The sequence below is a fragment of the uncultured Gimesia sp. genome, from assembly GCF_937919775.1.
GTDB lineage: Bacteria > Planctomycetota > Planctomycetia > Planctomycetales > Planctomycetaceae > Gimesia.
Window position 1 is genome coordinate 1 of record NZ_CALFPF010000758.1, and the last position, 16,512, is coordinate 16,512.

At 53.7% G+C, this 16,512-nt stretch carries 15 protein-coding genes; 5 read left to right on the forward strand and 10 right to left on the reverse strand.

The window, feature by feature from the left end; genetic code table 11:
• The 8 genes from Q0294_RS21440 to Q0294_RS21475 all read right to left on the reverse strand — a co-directional run.
• Positions 1–1,160 (reverse strand): Gfo/Idh/MocA family oxidoreductase (locus Q0294_RS21440; RefSeq protein WP_299469526.1); only part of this gene is annotated, 1,160 nt, incomplete at its 3' end.
• 261 nt (positions 1,161–1,421) lie between these two features.
• Positions 1,422–2,027, reverse strand: a complete 606-nt coding sequence (locus Q0294_RS21445; RefSeq protein WP_299469528.1) for a hypothetical protein — start codon at positions 2,025–2,027, stop codon at positions 1,422–1,424.
• Positions 2,028–2,389: 362 nt separating this feature from the next.
• Entirely contained in the window at positions 2,390–3,469 is a 1,080-nt protein-coding gene (locus Q0294_RS21450) for a sulfite exporter TauE/SafE family protein (protein ID WP_299469530.1), read from the reverse strand.
• A 54-nt stretch (positions 3,470–3,523) separates the two neighbouring features.
• On the reverse strand, positions 3,524–4,024 hold the full coding sequence (locus Q0294_RS21455; protein WP_299469532.1) for a MarR family transcriptional regulator: 501 nt from the start codon (positions 4,022–4,024) through the stop codon (positions 3,524–3,526).
• 107 nt (positions 4,025–4,131) lie between these two features.
• On the reverse strand, positions 4,132–4,869 hold the full coding sequence (locus tag Q0294_RS21460; protein WP_299469534.1) for a class I SAM-dependent methyltransferase: 738 nt from the start codon (positions 4,867–4,869) through the stop codon (positions 4,132–4,134).
• 13 nt (positions 4,870–4,882) lie between these two features.
• On the reverse strand, positions 4,883–5,887 hold the full coding sequence (locus Q0294_RS21465) for a carbon-nitrogen hydrolase family protein (protein ID WP_299469536.1): 1,005 nt from the start codon (positions 5,885–5,887) through the stop codon (positions 4,883–4,885).
• A gap of 69 nt (positions 5,888–5,956) precedes the next feature.
• Positions 5,957–6,721 (reverse strand): DUF3050 domain-containing protein, encoded by a 765-nt coding sequence (locus Q0294_RS21470; protein WP_299469538.1) that lies wholly within the window; start codon positions 6,719–6,721, stop codon positions 5,957–5,959.
• Positions 6,722–6,928: 207 nt separating this feature from the next.
• Complete coding sequence (locus Q0294_RS21475) at positions 6,929–7,312, reverse strand: VOC family protein (protein WP_299469540.1); 384 nt, start codon at positions 7,310–7,312, stop codon at positions 6,929–6,931.
• A gap of 442 nt (positions 7,313–7,754) precedes the next feature.
• Here Q0294_RS21475 and gntH point away from each other — a divergent pair, with 442 nt between their 5' ends.
• The gene (gene gntH / locus Q0294_RS21480) at positions 7,755–9,203 is read left to right on the forward strand and encodes a guanitoxin biosynthesis MBL fold metallo-hydrolase GntH (RefSeq protein ID WP_299469542.1); all 1,449 of its coding nucleotides are present in this window, start codon (positions 7,755–7,757) and stop codon (positions 9,201–9,203) included.
• Between the two features lie 68 nt (positions 9,204–9,271).
• On the forward strand, positions 9,272–10,309 hold the full coding sequence (locus Q0294_RS21485; protein WP_299469544.1) for a GTP-binding protein: 1,038 nt from the start codon (positions 9,272–9,274) through the stop codon (positions 10,307–10,309).
• A gap of 15 nt (positions 10,310–10,324) precedes the next feature.
• Here the strand turns inward: Q0294_RS21485 and Q0294_RS21490 are convergent, their stop codons facing one another.
• Both Q0294_RS21490 and Q0294_RS21495 read right to left on the reverse strand, forming a co-directional pair.
• Positions 10,325–11,578 (reverse strand): hypothetical protein, encoded by a 1,254-nt coding sequence (locus Q0294_RS21490; protein WP_299469546.1) that lies wholly within the window; start codon positions 11,576–11,578, stop codon positions 10,325–10,327.
• Positions 11,579–11,812: 234 nt separating this feature from the next.
• On the reverse strand, positions 11,813–12,376 hold the full coding sequence (locus tag Q0294_RS21495) for a protein tyrosine phosphatase family protein (RefSeq protein ID WP_299469548.1): 564 nt from the start codon (positions 12,374–12,376) through the stop codon (positions 11,813–11,815).
• A 507-nt stretch (positions 12,377–12,883) separates the two neighbouring features.
• Here Q0294_RS21495 and Q0294_RS21500 point away from each other — a divergent pair.
• The 3 genes from Q0294_RS21500 to Q0294_RS21510 all read left to right on the forward strand — a co-directional run bounded on the left by Q0294_RS21500 (position 12,884) and on the right by Q0294_RS21510 (position 16,349).
• Complete coding sequence (locus tag Q0294_RS21500; protein WP_299469550.1) at positions 12,884–13,627, forward strand: type 1 glutamine amidotransferase; 744 nt, start codon at positions 12,884–12,886, stop codon at positions 13,625–13,627.
• Between the two features lie 31 nt (positions 13,628–13,658).
• Positions 13,659–15,008, forward strand: coding sequence for a glycosyltransferase family 4 protein (locus Q0294_RS21505; RefSeq protein ID WP_299469552.1), 1,350 nt, complete (start codon positions 13,659–13,661; stop codon positions 15,006–15,008).
• A gap of 132 nt (positions 15,009–15,140) precedes the next feature.
• On the forward strand, positions 15,141–16,349 hold the full coding sequence (locus tag Q0294_RS21510; RefSeq protein WP_299469555.1) for a 2,3-bisphosphoglycerate-independent phosphoglycerate mutase: 1,209 nt from the start codon (positions 15,141–15,143) through the stop codon (positions 16,347–16,349).
• Positions 16,350–16,512 lie beyond the last annotated feature (163 nt).

Consider the following 16,512-nt stretch of genomic DNA (forward strand, 5'->3'; position numbering starts at 1 on the left):
TCGAAGTTACAGGTGGCCGGGGCGTCTCCTTTGCAGGCGTTTGTCCATTCTTGAGGGAAGCCGGGCGAATCGGGGAGGAACTGGTCGGGTGCTTTGAAACCTTCAAATGTTTTTTCGGGGAACAGTTCATAAGAGCCGAAGCCGGTCAGCAGCATCCCTTTTGAGCCGATGAAAAGTGTGTTGGCCCCTTTCAGGTTGACTCCTTTTTCTTTCAGAATGGCGGGGCCGTTTTTGGATTGCGCCCAGTGCAGCTTGATGGCGGGCCGTTTGTCATTCGCGGGGAACGCGAAGCTGGTCTGCATTTCGGTTGGCGTGCGCTCGGCATCGATGTTCGGTCCCGTGGCATCCACGCGTGTCGGATATTTCAAATCGAGGGCCCAGAACGGGATGTCGAGAATGTGACAGCCGAAGTTGCCGGTTTCGCCGGTGCCGTAATCCCACCAGAACCGCCAGTTGTAGGGTGCCAGTGCGCCGTCCCCTTTGGCGTTCACCGCGTAAGGGCGAAATTTCGCAGGGCCGATCCACAAATCCCAGTCCAGCGTTTTCGGCACGGGAACCGTTTTGACCGGCTGTGCCGGCATGCCGCGATTGCTGCCGATCCAACTGTAAACCTCACTCACGTCGCCGATCGCACCCGATTTGATGAGTTCGACGACGCGATGCATGTTTGCCATCGCATGTCGCTGCATGCCCAGTTGGGTTGCCAGTTGCTTCTGGGCGGCGAGTTTCGTCATCTCGCGGACTTCCCAGACCGAATGGGCCATCGGCTTTTCGCAGTAGAGATGTTTGCCCATCGTGAGTGCGATCATCGAGGGATGAAAGTGCGTGTGGTCGGGGGTACTGACGATGACGGCGTCGATCTGATTTTCCATGTCATCCAGCATGCGGCGGTAGTCGGTGAACTTTTTCGCCTGGGAATATCGCTCATAGGCTTTACCCGCCCGCTGTTCATCGACGTCACACAGCGCGACGATGTTTTCCGTTTTGCCAACCGCATCCAGATTCGCCACGCCACGTCCGCCGATACCAATCACGGCGACATTCAGTTTTTCATTCGCGGCGGCCCGCGTCGGTTGAGCAGAACTCCCCAGCCAGAGGCCGGCTCCCAGAGCGGCGGTCGTCTGCAGGGCTTCGCGACGGGTGATGCGTGGACTGGTCATCTTGAATCTCCTCAAAATCGATGCGCTGATAAGTTTGACTGTCTCAAGTATAACCAGTCACGGCAGCAAATTTGACCATAGAAAATTCATCTACAAAGAAAAAAAGCGGTTTTTAATTCGTAAGAAGTGTTTTAAAAGAACCGACGGAAGCCGTTTCATTGAGCGGCACGGCGCTAGCCGCCGTTTGTGTTTGATGCTCGTCTATCATAACTGTGGCTAGCGCCATTCCGCTCAGATTTGGGGACGCTTCCCGCTGGCCTGTTACTCATCCGTTTTCACCCATTTGATATTCGACTCAATATTCTCGAATACATTTTCGAAGACCCAAAATTTAAAATCGCCGAAGTTGACATCGTTGCGATGTTTGCGGACTGGTTTGTTTCCGGTAAACGTCAGTGTCAGTTCGGAAATTACCGGGTGCGAAGAATTGATGACGTGGCCGAATTTCGCAGGATCGTCGGCTTCATTGATCAATGTCTCATACAGCAGACAGAGCCGGGCATAGTCGGTCAGTTCGATCTCCCCTTTGTAGACGCCGTTCTTTTCGATTCCCGAGGTGGCGTGCAGGAGTGCTGTGCCATCCGAGTGAAATTCAATGTAATAGATCACCGCGGGAAAACCTTTGCCGGTTTCGACTGAATAACCGCCGGGTGCCCTGCGCTCCAGTTTGATCCGACGAAATGGTAGCGTCTTACGAATCACTTCTGCTTTTCCCGCCTCATACGGAATACGCAGAAACTGGTAGACTCCCTCAGGCCGGGACGCCCAGCCATTTTTCACAGAGGAAGTTTCCTCTGCCCCTCGCAACATGGTTACACCGAGCAGAAGCAGACAAACCAGGCATACTCGTTTCAATACAGACAACATGATTCCACCTTTCTTAATCAAGATAGGCTTGGATTATTTTTCAGCCTCAGCTTTCTCCGGTTGCACGTCGTAAACATCGTTGCACAGGAATTCGAGCATCGATTCCAGTTATTTCGCATTGCTCATCGTCTGAATTCACTCCCGTGTCTGTTTCGTCCGGTGTGATAATCTGCTCATTCAAAGAACTGAACATAATACCCGCTGTGAAAGCAAGATCCAAGCGCAAGACTCCTGTTTAATCTCACATCGCGCACGTTTTGGCCTTCCGTTTCGTATCTCTATTTAACGGATGCTTGCTGTCTCTCTGGCTGTGCGACAGACGCTGCGTTGAGGCAGAGAAAATCAGGCAGTGAAAACGTATTTCAACCGGAAGTTTCTTCACTGGCGAGTTCAACCGTGTGTGTGCCCGTTTGTTCCAGTTGAAGTTCTTTGAACGCCGGCTCATCGCGTCCCCAGCGATAGAGCAGGTGGAATACCAGATTGACGGCCAATACGCCGGCGATGGCGCCGAACAACGCGAATCCGGTGACACGTTCGTGCGCGATCGTCCAGATAAACTGGCCAATGCAAAGCAGGGAGACAAGCAACAGTGTCGGCGTGCGGGAGATCAGATTGACGACCAGCGCGCCGAAAGGGGCTCCGAGCGCAACAATCGGGGCCGCAGCCAGCCAGTTGGCAAATACTTCCGGATCCATGTAATACAGGCCGGGATTGAATTGTGAAAGGAGCACATTCGAAGCAATGCCCACAACAGATGTAAACGCCATGATAATGACCGATGTCGGAATGGCAATTTTGAGATCCGCGCGATACAGCAGGACCAGAGTGGCATAAATCATCATGTCGATGCCGACGCCGGTGACTGAGGCAACGATCCCGCCGCTGAGGCCGACCGCCAGACCCAGCTTCACGTCGTAACTCCGCCAGCGATTGCTGACGCCCTGCGCTGAAACCAGCTCGCGCATTTTCATTAAATGCATCACACCAAAACTGCACCAGACCACAGCGAACGTCAGTTTGACCCACAGATCAGGCACGAACGGCGCCACACAGGCGGCGCCCAGCGGCGTTCCGATCAGAGCGCCCAGCAGCGCCGGTCGTAAGAGTCCCCAGTCGAGCGGCCTGCGGGCTGAGAAAATATAAATGCTGGCCGAGACCATGCCGATTGACTGGACGGCCAGACCGAAGTTGCGGCCCAGTGAACCAGGCAGATCGAACAGCAGCACCAGTACGGGAAAACCGACCGTACCCCCTCCCATGGGCGTGGATCCGGCAATATACGAGCCCAAAGCCATGGACAGGGCAATCGGCCAATGCGAGCGCAGCGACTCCCAGCCGTTGCTCCCGATGACCAGTACCAACCAGATACAATAGAAGGCGAGCAGCCACAGTCCGAACGGCCAGAGCTTTCGCAAAGAGGTACGCCATGCTGTGTCTGTCATTTCCGCGTCTCTGATTAATAAGTCATGATCTGAAATTGAGCGCTGCCATTGTCGTTATTCATGTTCCAGCCAGTCGCAGGTCGCATCCTCGTGCGGCTCCCGTGCGAGTTTGAGCAGTTTCACGAACTGCTTTTGTTGCGCCGCACTTAAATGACCGAGTTGCCGCTGATGCATTTCAAGTACCGCACGCGCCATCTCTTTCAGCAGTGCCAGCCCCTGCTTCGTGATGGCAATTTCCACCACCCGCCGATTGTCGGGCAGCCGACTGCGCTGGATCAACGCCCGCTTTTCCAGCCGATCCAGCATCCGCGTGGTATCGGGAGCGCGGGAAATCATCCGTCGCCCGAGTTCCATGGTCTGCATGCTGCCGGGAGAAACCTGCTGCAGTAGACGCAGCACATTGTATTGCTGCGCGGAAAGGTCGTATTGCACGAACAGACTCTCCTCGACTGCTTTCAGGCAGTCATAAGTCCGCCATAAATGCAGGTACACTTCCTGTTCCGGCGAATCGAAACGGGACTGCTGCTTTTTGGATTTTTGAGTGAATGTTGTCATGCCCGAATTATGATCGTTCCGACAATACTTGTCAAGACAAATATTGTCTGGACAATATTACAGGCGGTCGTTTTTTTAGAGGCGGTCTGCCAGGATCATTCGTGCGGTTATTTCACGCATTCAATGAACGCCACCGGCGATTGTTCCATGAGGGGGGACCAGAAGTCGATAGTGTTGTGCTTAAGGCCCTCCGGCGAGAGTTGCGGCGCGTGCCAGCGGACTTCCCGGAAACCGGCCTGATGAAAGGCGGATTCGTGGGTTTCGGCGCTCAGATAATAATTTTCGAGGTCGATTGAGCTGTCATCCACATAAAAAGTCCAGGTGACCGGCGTTCCTTCGCGCCAGTCACCGGTCGTGGTGGTCTCAAACCCATATTGGCGGAAGGACGGGGCGCTGGGGAAGTGTAACATCGGGCTGCTGTTGACCGTCACGAATCGTCCACCCGGCTTGAGGGCACGCGCGATGCCGTCGCACATCGCCTGCAGTTCCTCGCGCGTGCGGGCGTAGTTCAGCAGGTAGGCGGCGACCGCCAGATCGTACTGATCGGTGGTCGGCAGTTCGCGTGCATCGCCGAGTATATATTCGATTCCCTGCTGGTTCTGAGCTTCCTGCTTTTGTGCGAGGTCAATCATGCCCTGTGAGAGATCGACGCCGGTCACGCGGGCCGCCCCGCGTTCACGCATCATCCGCGTATAAAACCCTTCTCCGCACGCGACATCCAACACCGCCATGTTCCGCGGATCACCGGCTAGTTCCATTAATGTGAAACATTCCACAAAAGTCCGCCACGGCTGTTGTTTGGAGCGTTTATACTGCTCTGCGATGGGATCGTAATTTGTCGTCATGGTTTGGCTTCTTTTAAAGGGTGTCTTCGTCGGTCGAATTTTGATTGTATTGAAAATGGATCGGTCGCTGGGCCGTGCGGTCCACCGTCAAATGAAAAATATCAAAACGATTATAACCGCCGGCGAGATCGTGCAGCTGTTTCGGTTCCACACACAAGGACAGATCGACGTCGGCGTAGAGGATGCCTTCTGCTTCCTGCATGATCTGACTGATGGGGGTGCCATTAGGGCCGATGGCGACGGAGATGCCGCGGGGACTTCCGTCCAGAATCCGTCCTGCCTCTTTGTCTCGTTTTGCTAACCGATCCCGTGCTGCCTGATCCAGATAGCCGGCCGCCACAAGATTAAATAGTTTGCCTTCGAAGGAATGCGCGCCCGCACGAATCAGGATCGCATTTTTGAGGTCGTAGTTTTCATGCACCGCGGGATCATGCGAAGGCCAGACCGGCGGATACGTCGAGAGATGCACCTGCTCCCCTTGCGCAAGCAGTGTGAAGCGGGCCAGCGGATTGGTATTTTCGCCGCAGATCAGCATGCCCACGCGTCCCAGCCGCGTCGGGCAGACTTCGAGTCCCGCACCATCGCCGGGCGCCCAGACCAGTTTTTCGTAGAACGTCGGCACGATTTTTCTGTGATGACAGAGAATGTTCCCCGCATCGTTTATCAAAACATTAGAATTCCAGATGCAGCCATCGCTGATGGTGGTCCCTTCATTGAAGCCCATCGAAACAAACATCTCACATTCGCGGGCGGTCTCGGCGATTTTCGCCAACTCGGGGCCGTCGATCTTGATGGAATTCGCAGCCAGTTCGCAGAACAGATCATGATTATGAATCGGCGCCTGCAACGCACACCAGACCGGGAACGCGGGAATATACGTTTCCGGAAATACAATCAGCTGCGCCCCGTTCCGCGACGCTTCACGGATCAGCGAACAGGCCTTTTCAACCGTCGCATCTTTATCCAGGAAAACCGGAGCCACATGCGCCATTGCTGCTTTGAAATTTGGGTAAGTCATGATTGGATACCGAACAAAGTGAGATTTGAGTGGACCGGGTCTCTATGTTGTCTTTGTAAAATGAACTCTTCAAACCTTCGCCTGAATACTCTCCAGCACGCCATCCCACAATTGCAGCCGTGCCTGGATGGCTGCCTGGGCTGCGGCAATTGCTTCCTGGATTTTGGTTTCATCGCCCGCACACAGTCCGTTGAGCAATCGCAGTGAGAGAGGGGCGTGGAAATCACCGTCGAGGTCGATGTGCCGATTCAGATAGAAGTGAAACACGGGGGCTTCTGCTGCCGAAACGCCGGTCCGTTTGAGGATCGCGCGAAACATGTCGGGAATGATATGCTCGCGCCCCAGTGCGAAAGCAGCGGCGATCTTGTGCGGTGCCCCTTCTTCGATGCAGGCAAACGTGTTCGTCGTAAATACTCTGGAGGCAGCGGGCACACACGGCAGTGCCAGTGCGGCGTGGACCCCTTCTGTTTTCACAGTTTCGATGAATTCTGTGAGCGACGCTGTTTCTGCGCCGACTTCCTGCATCGCCGTCTGATACAATTCGAAGTGGCTGGAATATTCGCCGTCGGCCGTTTCGTCGCACTCTTCTTCCAGCACGATCTCATTGATAAACCGCCGGACACTCGCCTCTCCGCGCGGCACCCACGGTGCGCCTGTCGGGGCAACAACCCCCTGCAGATACTTCACCAGCGACATGAAATCCCAGACCGAATACACATGGTGCTGCATGAACCGCTGCAGATCGTCCAGCGTGGCGATCGCTTCATAGATCGGGTGGTCTTCCAGCTGGCTTTTGAACGATTCAATAATTTCAGACGTAATCTGTTGAGACATCAGTTTCCATTCCCTGGAATAATAATTCTGAGCGGAATGGCGCTAGCCACCGGTTTTGAAAACGGGTGAGATTTACAATACCGGCGGCTAGCGCCGTACCGCTCAATTTAATGTATGATTGAGCGCATATGGTTTGGGTTAACTCAGGCGATTATAGTCTGCACTGGGGTTTCTGGTAGGGGTTTCGGAAAATTTCCGGGCAACCTTTCAGACATCGCCATAGTGACCGGCCAGGACGACAACATAACCGTCGGGATCGCGAATCCAGATTTCGCGATGATTGGCATTCGGATTGACCTGCGGCCCTTCCAGAATCGGAGCAGCCATCGCCTGGGCCCGGGACACTGCTTCATCGAAATCATCGATCCGAAACCAGAGCAACACTCCGTTCCCCTTAGGTTTCGCGGGGTCTCCCAGGTGAGGATGCTCATGCGCGTCCCAGTGATGAAGCTGCAGGATCAATTCATCATTGTTTCTGATCAACCGCTCATACTCTGTGCCGCCATGGCCGCTGCGGCAGTGAAGTAAACTTTGATACCAGACACTGCTGGCTTCCATATCTTTGACGGCAATCATCGGCTGTGGTTGCATTTCCAGTTCCTCTTGATATGGGAATAAGCAAGGATGGACGATTATTCTCACAGTGGACTCTCTGCCTTGATCATAACCAGTCGCACACGGCAGTACCAAATTTTCTTTAAGAAAAATGTGAAGCGACTCTGTATTCTCAGACTCTCAACGTGGAGTATCGGCAAAACAGAATCAGATCTCATGCGATGAGTTCAGCATGAAAAAGCTTAAAATCGGAAAGAATCTCTTGGCATCACTCTCCCGCGACCGATACAATCGAGAGGTGCTCTTTTAAATCCCATTCCTGTCACAGCTTATTGATCCCGGGAAACGTTTCACGGCGTATCGCTGCTGACGATCATCGAGAGAGAATGAATGTAAATCGGGTGTCTACCAGCTGGCCTGGCACCTCTCTGATACTTCACTGCATCCTGTAAAAGATTCTGATATCGAGGAGACGATCTTGACGAACAACGATCAGAAACCAACCGAACTATCAGGCAATACCCAGGGGCGTCGCGATTTTTTGAAAGGGAGTGCGGCGGCCGTCGGTGCCGGTCTGGCTGCTTCTGTTCCCGGTGTCGCTTCTGCAGCAGACAGCGATTGCGTAGAGAAAAATCCGTATGGCGCGCGTCCTGGTGGCGGGATCAGTCTGCCTGATTACTATAAGCCCTGGCCTGCGATCAAAAATCGCAACGTGTTTATGCCGGGCACGGAAATATTGCCGAAAAATGAAATGCGGATTTCCTTTCTGGGGAGTACCCCCTGGCCTCCCACGCAGTTGCAGTCGGGAACGTCGATTCTCGTGGAGCTCGGCAATGGGGAATCGCAGCCCCGGCGATTTTTTTTCGATCTGGGCAACGGCAGTATTTCGAATGCCATCGCCATGCAGGTTCCCGCGCCGCTGATCAATGATATCTTCATCAGCCATCTGCACGCCGACCATTATGCCGATTTGCCTTATATGTATCCTTTCCGCGCGTTCTCGGGTGGATTCACGCCGCTGCGCGTATATGGTCCTTCGGGCAGAACGCCGGAGCTGGGCATCAATCATATGATCAAACATATGAAAGAGATGAACCGCTGGCATGAGGAAAATTTCAATGCCTGTCCCATCGGCGATGGTATGGATATTGAAGTCACCGAATTCGACTGGAAAGAAGAAAACGGCATCTGCTACAACAAAGATGGCGTGACCGTGCGACACTGGCCGCGTTCACACGTGAAAGATGGTGCGTCCGCGTATCGTCTGGACTGGGAAGACGCGGGACTGTCTTTTGTCTGGACCGGCGATGGTCGTCCCGATGAACTCTCTGCCAAGTACGGCAAGGGCGTTGACGTGTTTGTCTCGGAAGGGACCATCGATGCACCGAGCCTGTCGTCAATGAAACTCGGCGCACCGGCGGAACTCTGGGAGTACACGATTGATATCTTTCATACAATGTATTACGCCGCCGGTTATCTGTTTAAACAGACGCAGCCTCGCATGGCGGCGATCTGTCATTATGAATATGCGGGCCCCGCGCTCGAAGCCGAATCGGTGGCGGAAGTCCGTTCCAACTGGGACGGCCTGTTCATGTTCGGCGGTCCTGATGTGCAGGTCATCAACGTGACCAAAGATGCCATCTGGTCGCGCGAGGCCCTCATGCCGGATGGCGCAGCGCCCGCTTCGATGGATCCGCGCTGGTTCCTGAAGCCGGGAGAGAAGCTGCCGAAAGAAATCAAGCTGCCCACACCCACAATGCCACGCGAAGTACAGCAGGAACAGTTCCTGCGTGATCTGGAAATTGATCCGAAGAAATATTATCCGCCCGACGCCTATCGCAAGCCGGTTCAGAAATGGCCCGGCGTCACGCTGAACCCGCGCGAAATGCTGGAAGCCCGTGGCATCAAAGTCGACGACGATAAGTAACACCAGCAGATCAGCTTTCAGGCACGTCATTGATTAGATGACGTGCCTTGTTTTGTGAGAGAATCAACATGACTGAAGACGACCGTCCCATCCTCGCCCCCGCACCGCGCATCGAACCGATTGTGATTCCCGGCCGCGATCCCGTTCCGGTCACGCTGCTCACCGGTTTTCTGGGCGCTGGAAAAACGACGCTTCTGAACCGCATTCTCAACGGCGATCATGGTTTGCGCGTCGGCGTACTGGTGAATGATTTCGGGGCGATCAACATCGACGCTGAACTCGTGGAAGGGATCGTAGAGAACACGATCAATCTGACCAACGGTTGCGTCTGCTGTGAAATTCGCGACGATCTCGTGAACTCGCTGGAACAACTGCTGACGCGCGAAGATGTGATTGATTATGTGATTCTGGAAGCGAGCGGCGTAGCCGACCCGGAAGGCATTGTGATGACCTTCCTGAATGCCCGCTATGAAAAACTGCTGCGTCTGGACAGCATTACCTGCATCGTCGATGCGGAAGCCATCTTTACTCACGCCGACAATGATGATCTGTCGGCGCTCAAACTGCGGCAGATCGGTTTTGCCGACATGGTGGTCTTGAATAAGGTCGATCTCGTGGGCCCCGATCATATCGAAGTCATCGGCGAATGGATCGGCCAGCATCTGAACCGGATTCGCATCGTCAACGCCATCCGTTGTGAAGTCCCTCTGGAAGTCTTACTGGCGGTCGGACGATTTGATCCCGCGCATTTAGAATCACAAAAGCAGAGCAGCAGTTCTGGCGGCGAACCGCAGCAGCACGAAGCCGCCCACCAGATGTTCGAAACCTGGAGTTATGAAACCGACCAGCCTTTCTCGCGCGAAGCGCTCAGTGAGATGGTGCGACGCAAGTTGCCGGCGGATGTCTACCGTTGTAAAGGGATTGTCTATTGTGCCGATGTACCGGCGAAACGGCACGCGTTGCAAGCGGTCGGCCGCCGTACTGAACTGACGGAACTCGATGACTGGGGCACGCGCAAGCCGCGCACCCGGATTGTCGCCATCGGTTCCGCCATTGATTCCGGTGAGTTGACCGAACTGTTCGACGTCTGTCTCCAGCAGGCATAGATCTGGTTTCACGTCTTAATTAAACCAGAACGCCATGGTGAAAAATCGGACGCCGCCAAAGGTGCCGTTGATGCGGCCCAGCATTTCGGGGGACGCGAAGTCGGTGATCGGTCCTTTTTCCAGATACGGAGCAGCCGCGGTCCCCTGCACCCAGAGGAAAGGATCAATCATCCGCGGCTCGGTAAACACGCGTCGTAAATTCACACCCTGCGCACCCGGTTTGCCGCGCCAGAAGGGAATCAGTTTTTTGCCTTGCAGGACGAGACCGGTTTCGTCGAGGACGGCCAGCCACGTGTCGAGCATTTCCTGTGTGACTTCGATCTGCAGCACGCCCGTCTGTTTCGGGTTGGGAATCCATTCATTTTCATCGTCGGTTTCGGCCTGGTAATATTTCCACATCGATTTGGCATGGAACTGCATGTCTTCCAGATGGGCCAACGCCGCCTGCATGCGGGCCGGCTCTTTCAATTCGAACCGCCAGAGATGGATAAATGCCAGTATGTCAGAAATCAGAGGTCGATTGAAGCCGCGGCCAAAATTTACGAGGGTGTCAAAACTACGCGGCCCTTCGAGCAGAAACTTGTAAGGTGTGTCCACGTTTTCAAAAAACAGATGGGCCGTGCAGTTGAAGATCTCCTGCCCGTCGATTGCCAGCAGGATTTCGCCCCAGGCGCACAGGAAATTACAATATCCCGCCAGCCAGTCGGCATCCCCCCGGTCAAAACCAATCACGAAATTTTCCGCGGCCTGTTGTCCCTCCGGCCCCCCGAATCGGCCCATCAGGAACGCCGCATTCACCGGCTTGCCGACGCCCATCAAGTCGAGTTTGATCAACCCCACATGCAGCGGCAGTTTCACGTTTGGATCTTTGACGGCGGACAAAGTTTTCTCGGCTGCTTTCAGATCATTCACCCAGGTTTGCAACATCTGGCGGATATCGGCGTAGGAGACCTTTTCCGGATTCGGGTTCTGCGGGAGCAGTTCCTGCAGCGGCGCCGGTACCCCTCGAAAGGCACCTTCGGTCCGCAGGCCGTACTTGTACAGACTGCCTCCCAGATGTTCGAACGACTGAAAAAACTGGAGCGTACCCAGACCGAACCGGGCTTCGTCATCGTCGGGCGTCTTCGCAATTTGCGCTTTGAGCGCGGTTTCCCCCGCCGCTAACTGGCCTGAAGTCAGATACTGCTCGGCCAGCGGCGCCGCACTCACCCACTGCGCAGAAAGCAGTAAAGTACTGAAAAATGCCGTAAAAATAGTGGTACGACGCATAAAAGGGCTCCCGTTTGAGGACTGATTAGCTGTATGAAAAGGCCATCTGAGAACCGGGCTGAACCGGGTTAAGAATGACCGGACTTATTGTTAAGGCGTTGTTGCGCTGAAAAGCTCACGGAAAAAAATGTAAAATCCGAAAAATTCTTCAAGCGGGTTTACGGAACCAGGTCAAATTTATGCGACCACCCGTGCCAGTAATCCTCTTAGAGAAACCTCACGCGTTCCAGGAAGCTATTCCGAATTCGATTGCGCGGCGATGTAAGCTTTGGCGCGTTCGATGTAACCCGGGGTTTTCAGGCCGACCTGTTTTGCTTCTTTTAAGGCGTCGTCGAAACTGAGGCCGTCGTCCAGGACGCGATAGGCCAGCCAGATGGCGCCGACGCGATTGGCGGAGGCACAATGCAGGACCAGCGGACGTTTGGTTTTGTCATTCAGAAGTTTTCGACATTGATCAAAAACTTCGGGTGTCAGCGTCTCTGGTGCACGGAACGGAATGTGGATGTAATCCAGCTCTCGCATTTTCAGGTAGGAGCCTTCATCCCAGGTGAGTTCGCTCAGCGGTCGTAAATTGATAACCGTTTTGACGCCCGCTTTTTGAATCAGGTCAAAATCTCCGGGAACCGGTTGGCCAGCCAGATAAATCTGATCGCTCAGATGCAGAGGAGAAATCGTACCCACTTGAAGTGGCTTGAGACTGCGGGCCGGTGTTGCGGGTTTGGATTCGCTGAATCCGGGAGTAGACCAGCTCAGGAGACCGCATAAGAGGAGTGTCTTCACGATCAGGCATTTCTGCATGGCTTTTTCCTGTAAAAATTTAACCGGATCAGCGATCTGAGTTTCTGCTGCAGAATAGATTGAGGCATAAAAAAACGCCAGTCAAGACGAGCTGACTGGCGCGGATAATTCATGCATCGAAGAGGGTAAAAAAAGGAAACTGATAATCCTCTCGGGAGATGACGCATGAGATAAAAACAAATTCGGTATATGGACTATCTTTTTTTGGGCCCGAATTGTCAAGGTAAATGTAAAGACTAAATGAAATTTTGATAAAAATTGTAATTGAATGCCTGTTCATTTCAGTTTGCAGGGAGAGTGAACTGTTTCCCACAGTGATTCACTACCGATTCCGGCGAGCATGACTACAATTCTAAGAGTGGGTTTGTAATATAAAACATTCATCATGTTTAAATTCAAATGGAGAGCCCCTCGCTGGTAGTGGTTTTTCGCATAAAACGATCGCGCCTGAGCGCTGCATGCGCTTTCTGAAATCAGGCGATTCAGCAAAGAAATTGACGGCTGCCGATGTTGCAACAACTGCGTTATTTATTATTACAGGTGCGAAATTCTGATGATCCCATGCGCGGGCAGGAAGTGAACTGTTTTGCAAAAGCTCTGGAAGCGCATGTCAGTCAGATTTCGGTATTTGATCTTCTGGAAGGTCCGCTTCAGGAAACCGAGTTTGCTGACACGGATGTGATTTTGATTGGTGGCAGCGGTCATTATTCCGCCGCCGGCGAGGGACGCTGGCTGGATGTCGCTTTGGAAAGTCTGCGTGTCGTGCACGATTCCCGCAAGCCGACGTTTGCTTCCTGCTGGGGATTTCAGGCGATGGCACGCGCGATGGGCGGACAGGTGATCCACGATCTGAACCGGGCCGAGCTGGGCGTGCATCACGTTTCACTCACGGAAGTCGGCAAGGCGGATCCCGTGTTCGGTCCTTCGGGAGCAGTTCTGCAAGGTCTGATGGGGCATGAAGATACAGTGGTCGAACTGCCGCCGGGCACGGAACTTTTGGCTTCGACCGAACGGGTGGAAAATCAGGCGTACCGCTTTCTGGATCGCCCCATTTATTGCACTCAGTTTCATCCGGAACTCGATCGCGATTCGTTTCTCGGGCGGCTGAATACTTATCCGGAGTATGTCGAAAAAATCGCCGGACTTTCGCTGGAAGAGTTTCGCCATTCGATTCATGATACTCCGGAAACCACGGCTTTGATAAAACGTTTTGTTCAACAGATAACGCCGATCAATTTGGATCAAAAATAAGATTACCGTCAGCTACAATCAGGCAATGATTATGTCAGAACCGTCAAACAGGAAATTGCACGTCGCCATCATCACCTCGGGAGGCGCGGGGATGTTCTGTGGTGCCTGCATGCACGATAACACCTGGACCCGCGCGATGATCAATCAGGGGGCCGAAGCGACTCTGATTCCCACCTACACGCCGATCCGCGTCGATGAGCAGAATATGACCGGCTCTCAGGTCTTCCTGGGGGGCATCAACGTCTATCTGAATTTTCGTTCCCGGCTCTGGCGGCGGATACCACGGTTCTTCAAACACTGGCTGGATACACCCTGGATTATCAATCTGGCGACAAAGTTTGGCGTCAGCAATGACGCGCATGAGCTGGGGGCGCTGACGGTGACTCTGCTGGAAGGGGAACTGGGGCCCGAACTGAAGGAAATCGAGGAGCTGGCTCAGTTTGTGGGAAATGAACTGAAGCCGGATGTTGTTTGTCTCAGTAATGCGCTGCTGTCGGGGACGATCAAAACCATCAAGCAGCATTTCTCCGGTCCGGTGTTTTGTGTATTGCAGGGGGATGACGTTTTTCTGGAAGAACTGGGCGAGCCGTATCGCGGCCGTTCGCTGGAACTCATTCGCCAGAACGTACAACAGTTGGATGGCGTGCTCGTCCACAGTGATTACTACCGGGATTTCATGTCGGATTATCTCGATTTACCCATTGATCATTTTCACAAAGTGCTGCTGGGCATCGATCTGGAAGGACACGACGGCACGCCTGCAGAAAACCCCGCTGGACCGTTTACGATTGGTTTTTTTGCCCGGCTCTGCAAGGAAAAAGGCTTGCACAATGTGGTGCAGGCATTCGAAATTTTCCATGAGAAATATCCGGATAGCAGGTTGCATGTCGGCGGGTTTTTAGGGAAAGAAAACGAAGCGTATTTTCGCAAAACGACAAAACGACTGGCGGCTCGGGGCGGCACGTACCAATACTGGGGCAGCCCTGCTTCGCTGGCGGAAAAGGTCGACTTTTACAAGAGTCTCTCCGTGCTCTCGGTCCCCACCGACTACCATGAACCCAAAGGGCTGTTTGTACTGGAAGCGATGGCGAACGGCGTGCCTGTCGTCCAGCCGGCGCATGGCGCGTTTCCCGAATTGATCGAAAAGACAGAGGGGGGCCTGCTGGTGACTCCCGGAGATCCGCGGGAACTCGCCGATGCGTGGGAGCGACTGTATCTGGACAAGGAATATCGCCTGAAACTGGCCCGACAGGGATACGAACGTGTTCGTCAGTTCTACAGCGCGGAACTGATGGCGACGGAAAGTCTGCAGTTTTTCCAGAAGCGGGTCGATGCCTCCGGTTTTGTGAAGAACGAACGCCAATTGACTCCCGACCCTTGAATGTCGCGTCGTCCTGCTTAACAATGTGGGCTGAATTCGGTATTGTATACCGTCATCCGACAGACCTGGTTCGTATGTTGTGAACCGTATCCATAAATAAAAAACGTTAAATAATAAGGTGTTGAGACTTCGATGGCAGACCTGCACGCGTTAATGAAAAAACTTCAAAAGAAGAATGATTCCAAAATTGTTCTGCTCGTCTCTGATGGACTGGGCGGTCTGCCTCTGGAACCGGGCGGAAAAACCGAACTGGAAACAGCGAATACTCCTCATCTGGACGCGCTCGCCAAAAGAGGAACATTGGGACGCAGCATTCCCGTGCTGCCCGGAATCACTCCCGGCAGTGGTCCCGGCCACCTGGGACTGTTTGGATATGATCCGCTGCAGTTCGATATCGGGCGTGGCGTGCTGGAAGCGCTGGGCATCGATTTTGAACTGGGACCCGATGACGTCGCGATTCGCGGCAACTTCTGCTCGGTGGATGATCAGGGAAATATTTCAGACCGCCGCGCGGGCCGCATTCCCAGTGAAATTGGTGCGGCACTTTGTGAAAAGCTCGACAAAATCGAAATTCCGGGGGTCGAAGTTTTTGTGCGTCCCGTCAAAGAATACCGGCTGGTGATTGTGATTCGCGGTAAAGGGCTGGGCGGAGACATCAATGATACCGATCCGCAGCGAACCGGCGTACCTCCGCTGGAGCCGGTCGGTGAAAATGAAGCGTCTCAAAAGACGGCTGAAATCTGCAAGGAGTTTATGAAACAGGCGGCCGCCATTTTGAAAGACGATCATCCGGCCAACCTGTTGACGATGCGTGGCATTGCCAAGATGCCCGAGATTCCAACATTTGAAGAAGTGTATGGCACGCGCGCCGCTGCCATCGCCGTTTATCCCATGTATCGCGGACTGGCGCGGCTGGTCAGCATGGATGTGCAAGACGCCGGCCAGACGCTGGAATCGCAGATGGACTGTCTGGAAAAGATCTGGGACGATTACGACTTTTTCTTCGTGCATTACAAGTACACCGACTCCACCGGCGAAGACGGAAATTTTGCCGCCAAAGTCGCCAAGACGGAAGAAGTCGACAGTTGCATTCCCCGCATAACGGCTCTCAAGCCGGATGTGCTGATCGTGACGGGCGACCACAGCACGCCTTCCAAAATGAAATCACATAGCTGGCATCCGGTTCCTGTTTTGCTGGCGGCTGAAAATGTCCGCTTCGACGCCTGCCAGAGTTTCGGCGAGTCGGAATGCATTCAAGGCGGTTTAGGTCAGTTTGAAGCCAAATATCTGATGTGGCTGGCGATGGCTCACGCGGGTCGTATGGAAAAATATGGTGCGTGATTTTTCGCGAAATCAGAATTGAAACCGTTAAGGATGCGAAACTTTCACTCAAGTTTCGCATCCTTTTTCGTTATATTCGTTGCGATTGGACAAACAGAATCCCTACCGTTCTTTATCGCGAGGAAACATCAATGAAATGCGGCTGGTTTGATCGATTCTTTTA

Coding starts and splice junctions, on each gene's coding strand:
- Q0294_RS21470 (WP_299469538.1), bottom strand. CDS start 6,721: ATGTCTCAACAGATTACGTCTGAAATTATTGAATCGTTCAAAAGCCAG.
- Q0294_RS21445 (WP_299469528.1), bottom strand. CDS start 2,027: ATGTTGTCTGTATTGAAACGAGTATGCCTGGTTTGTCTGCTTCTGCTC.
- Q0294_RS21475 (WP_299469540.1), bottom strand. CDS start 7,312: ATGCAACCACAGCCGATGATTGCCGTCAAAGATATGGAAGCCAGCAGT.
- Q0294_RS21450 (WP_299469530.1), bottom strand. CDS start 3,469: ATGACAGACACAGCATGGCGTACCTCTTTGCGAAAGCTCTGGCCGTTC.
- Q0294_RS21485 (WP_299469544.1), top strand. CDS start 9,272: ATGACTGAAGACGACCGTCCCATCCTCGCCCCCGCACCGCGCATCGAA.
- Q0294_RS21495 (WP_299469548.1), bottom strand. CDS start 12,376: ATGCAGAAATGCCTGATCGTGAAGACACTCCTCTTATGCGGTCTCCTG.
- Q0294_RS21505 (WP_299469552.1), top strand. CDS start 13,659: ATGTCAGAACCGTCAAACAGGAAATTGCACGTCGCCATCATCACCTCG.
- Q0294_RS21510 (WP_299469555.1), top strand. CDS start 15,141: ATGGCAGACCTGCACGCGTTAATGAAAAAACTTCAAAAGAAGAATGAT.
- Q0294_RS21465 (WP_299469536.1), bottom strand. CDS start 5,887: ATGACTTACCCAAATTTCAAAGCAGCAATGGCGCATGTGGCTCCGGTT.
- Q0294_RS21500 (WP_299469550.1), top strand. CDS start 12,884: ATGTTGCAACAACTGCGTTATTTATTATTACAGGTGCGAAATTCTGAT.
- Q0294_RS21460 (WP_299469534.1), bottom strand. CDS start 4,869: ATGACGACAAATTACGATCCCATCGCAGAGCAGTATAAACGCTCCAAA.
- Q0294_RS21490 (WP_299469546.1), bottom strand. CDS start 11,578: ATGCGTCGTACCACTATTTTTACGGCATTTTTCAGTACTTTACTGCTT.
- Q0294_RS21455 (WP_299469532.1), bottom strand. CDS start 4,024: ATGACAACATTCACTCAAAAATCCAAAAAGCAGCAGTCCCGTTTCGAT.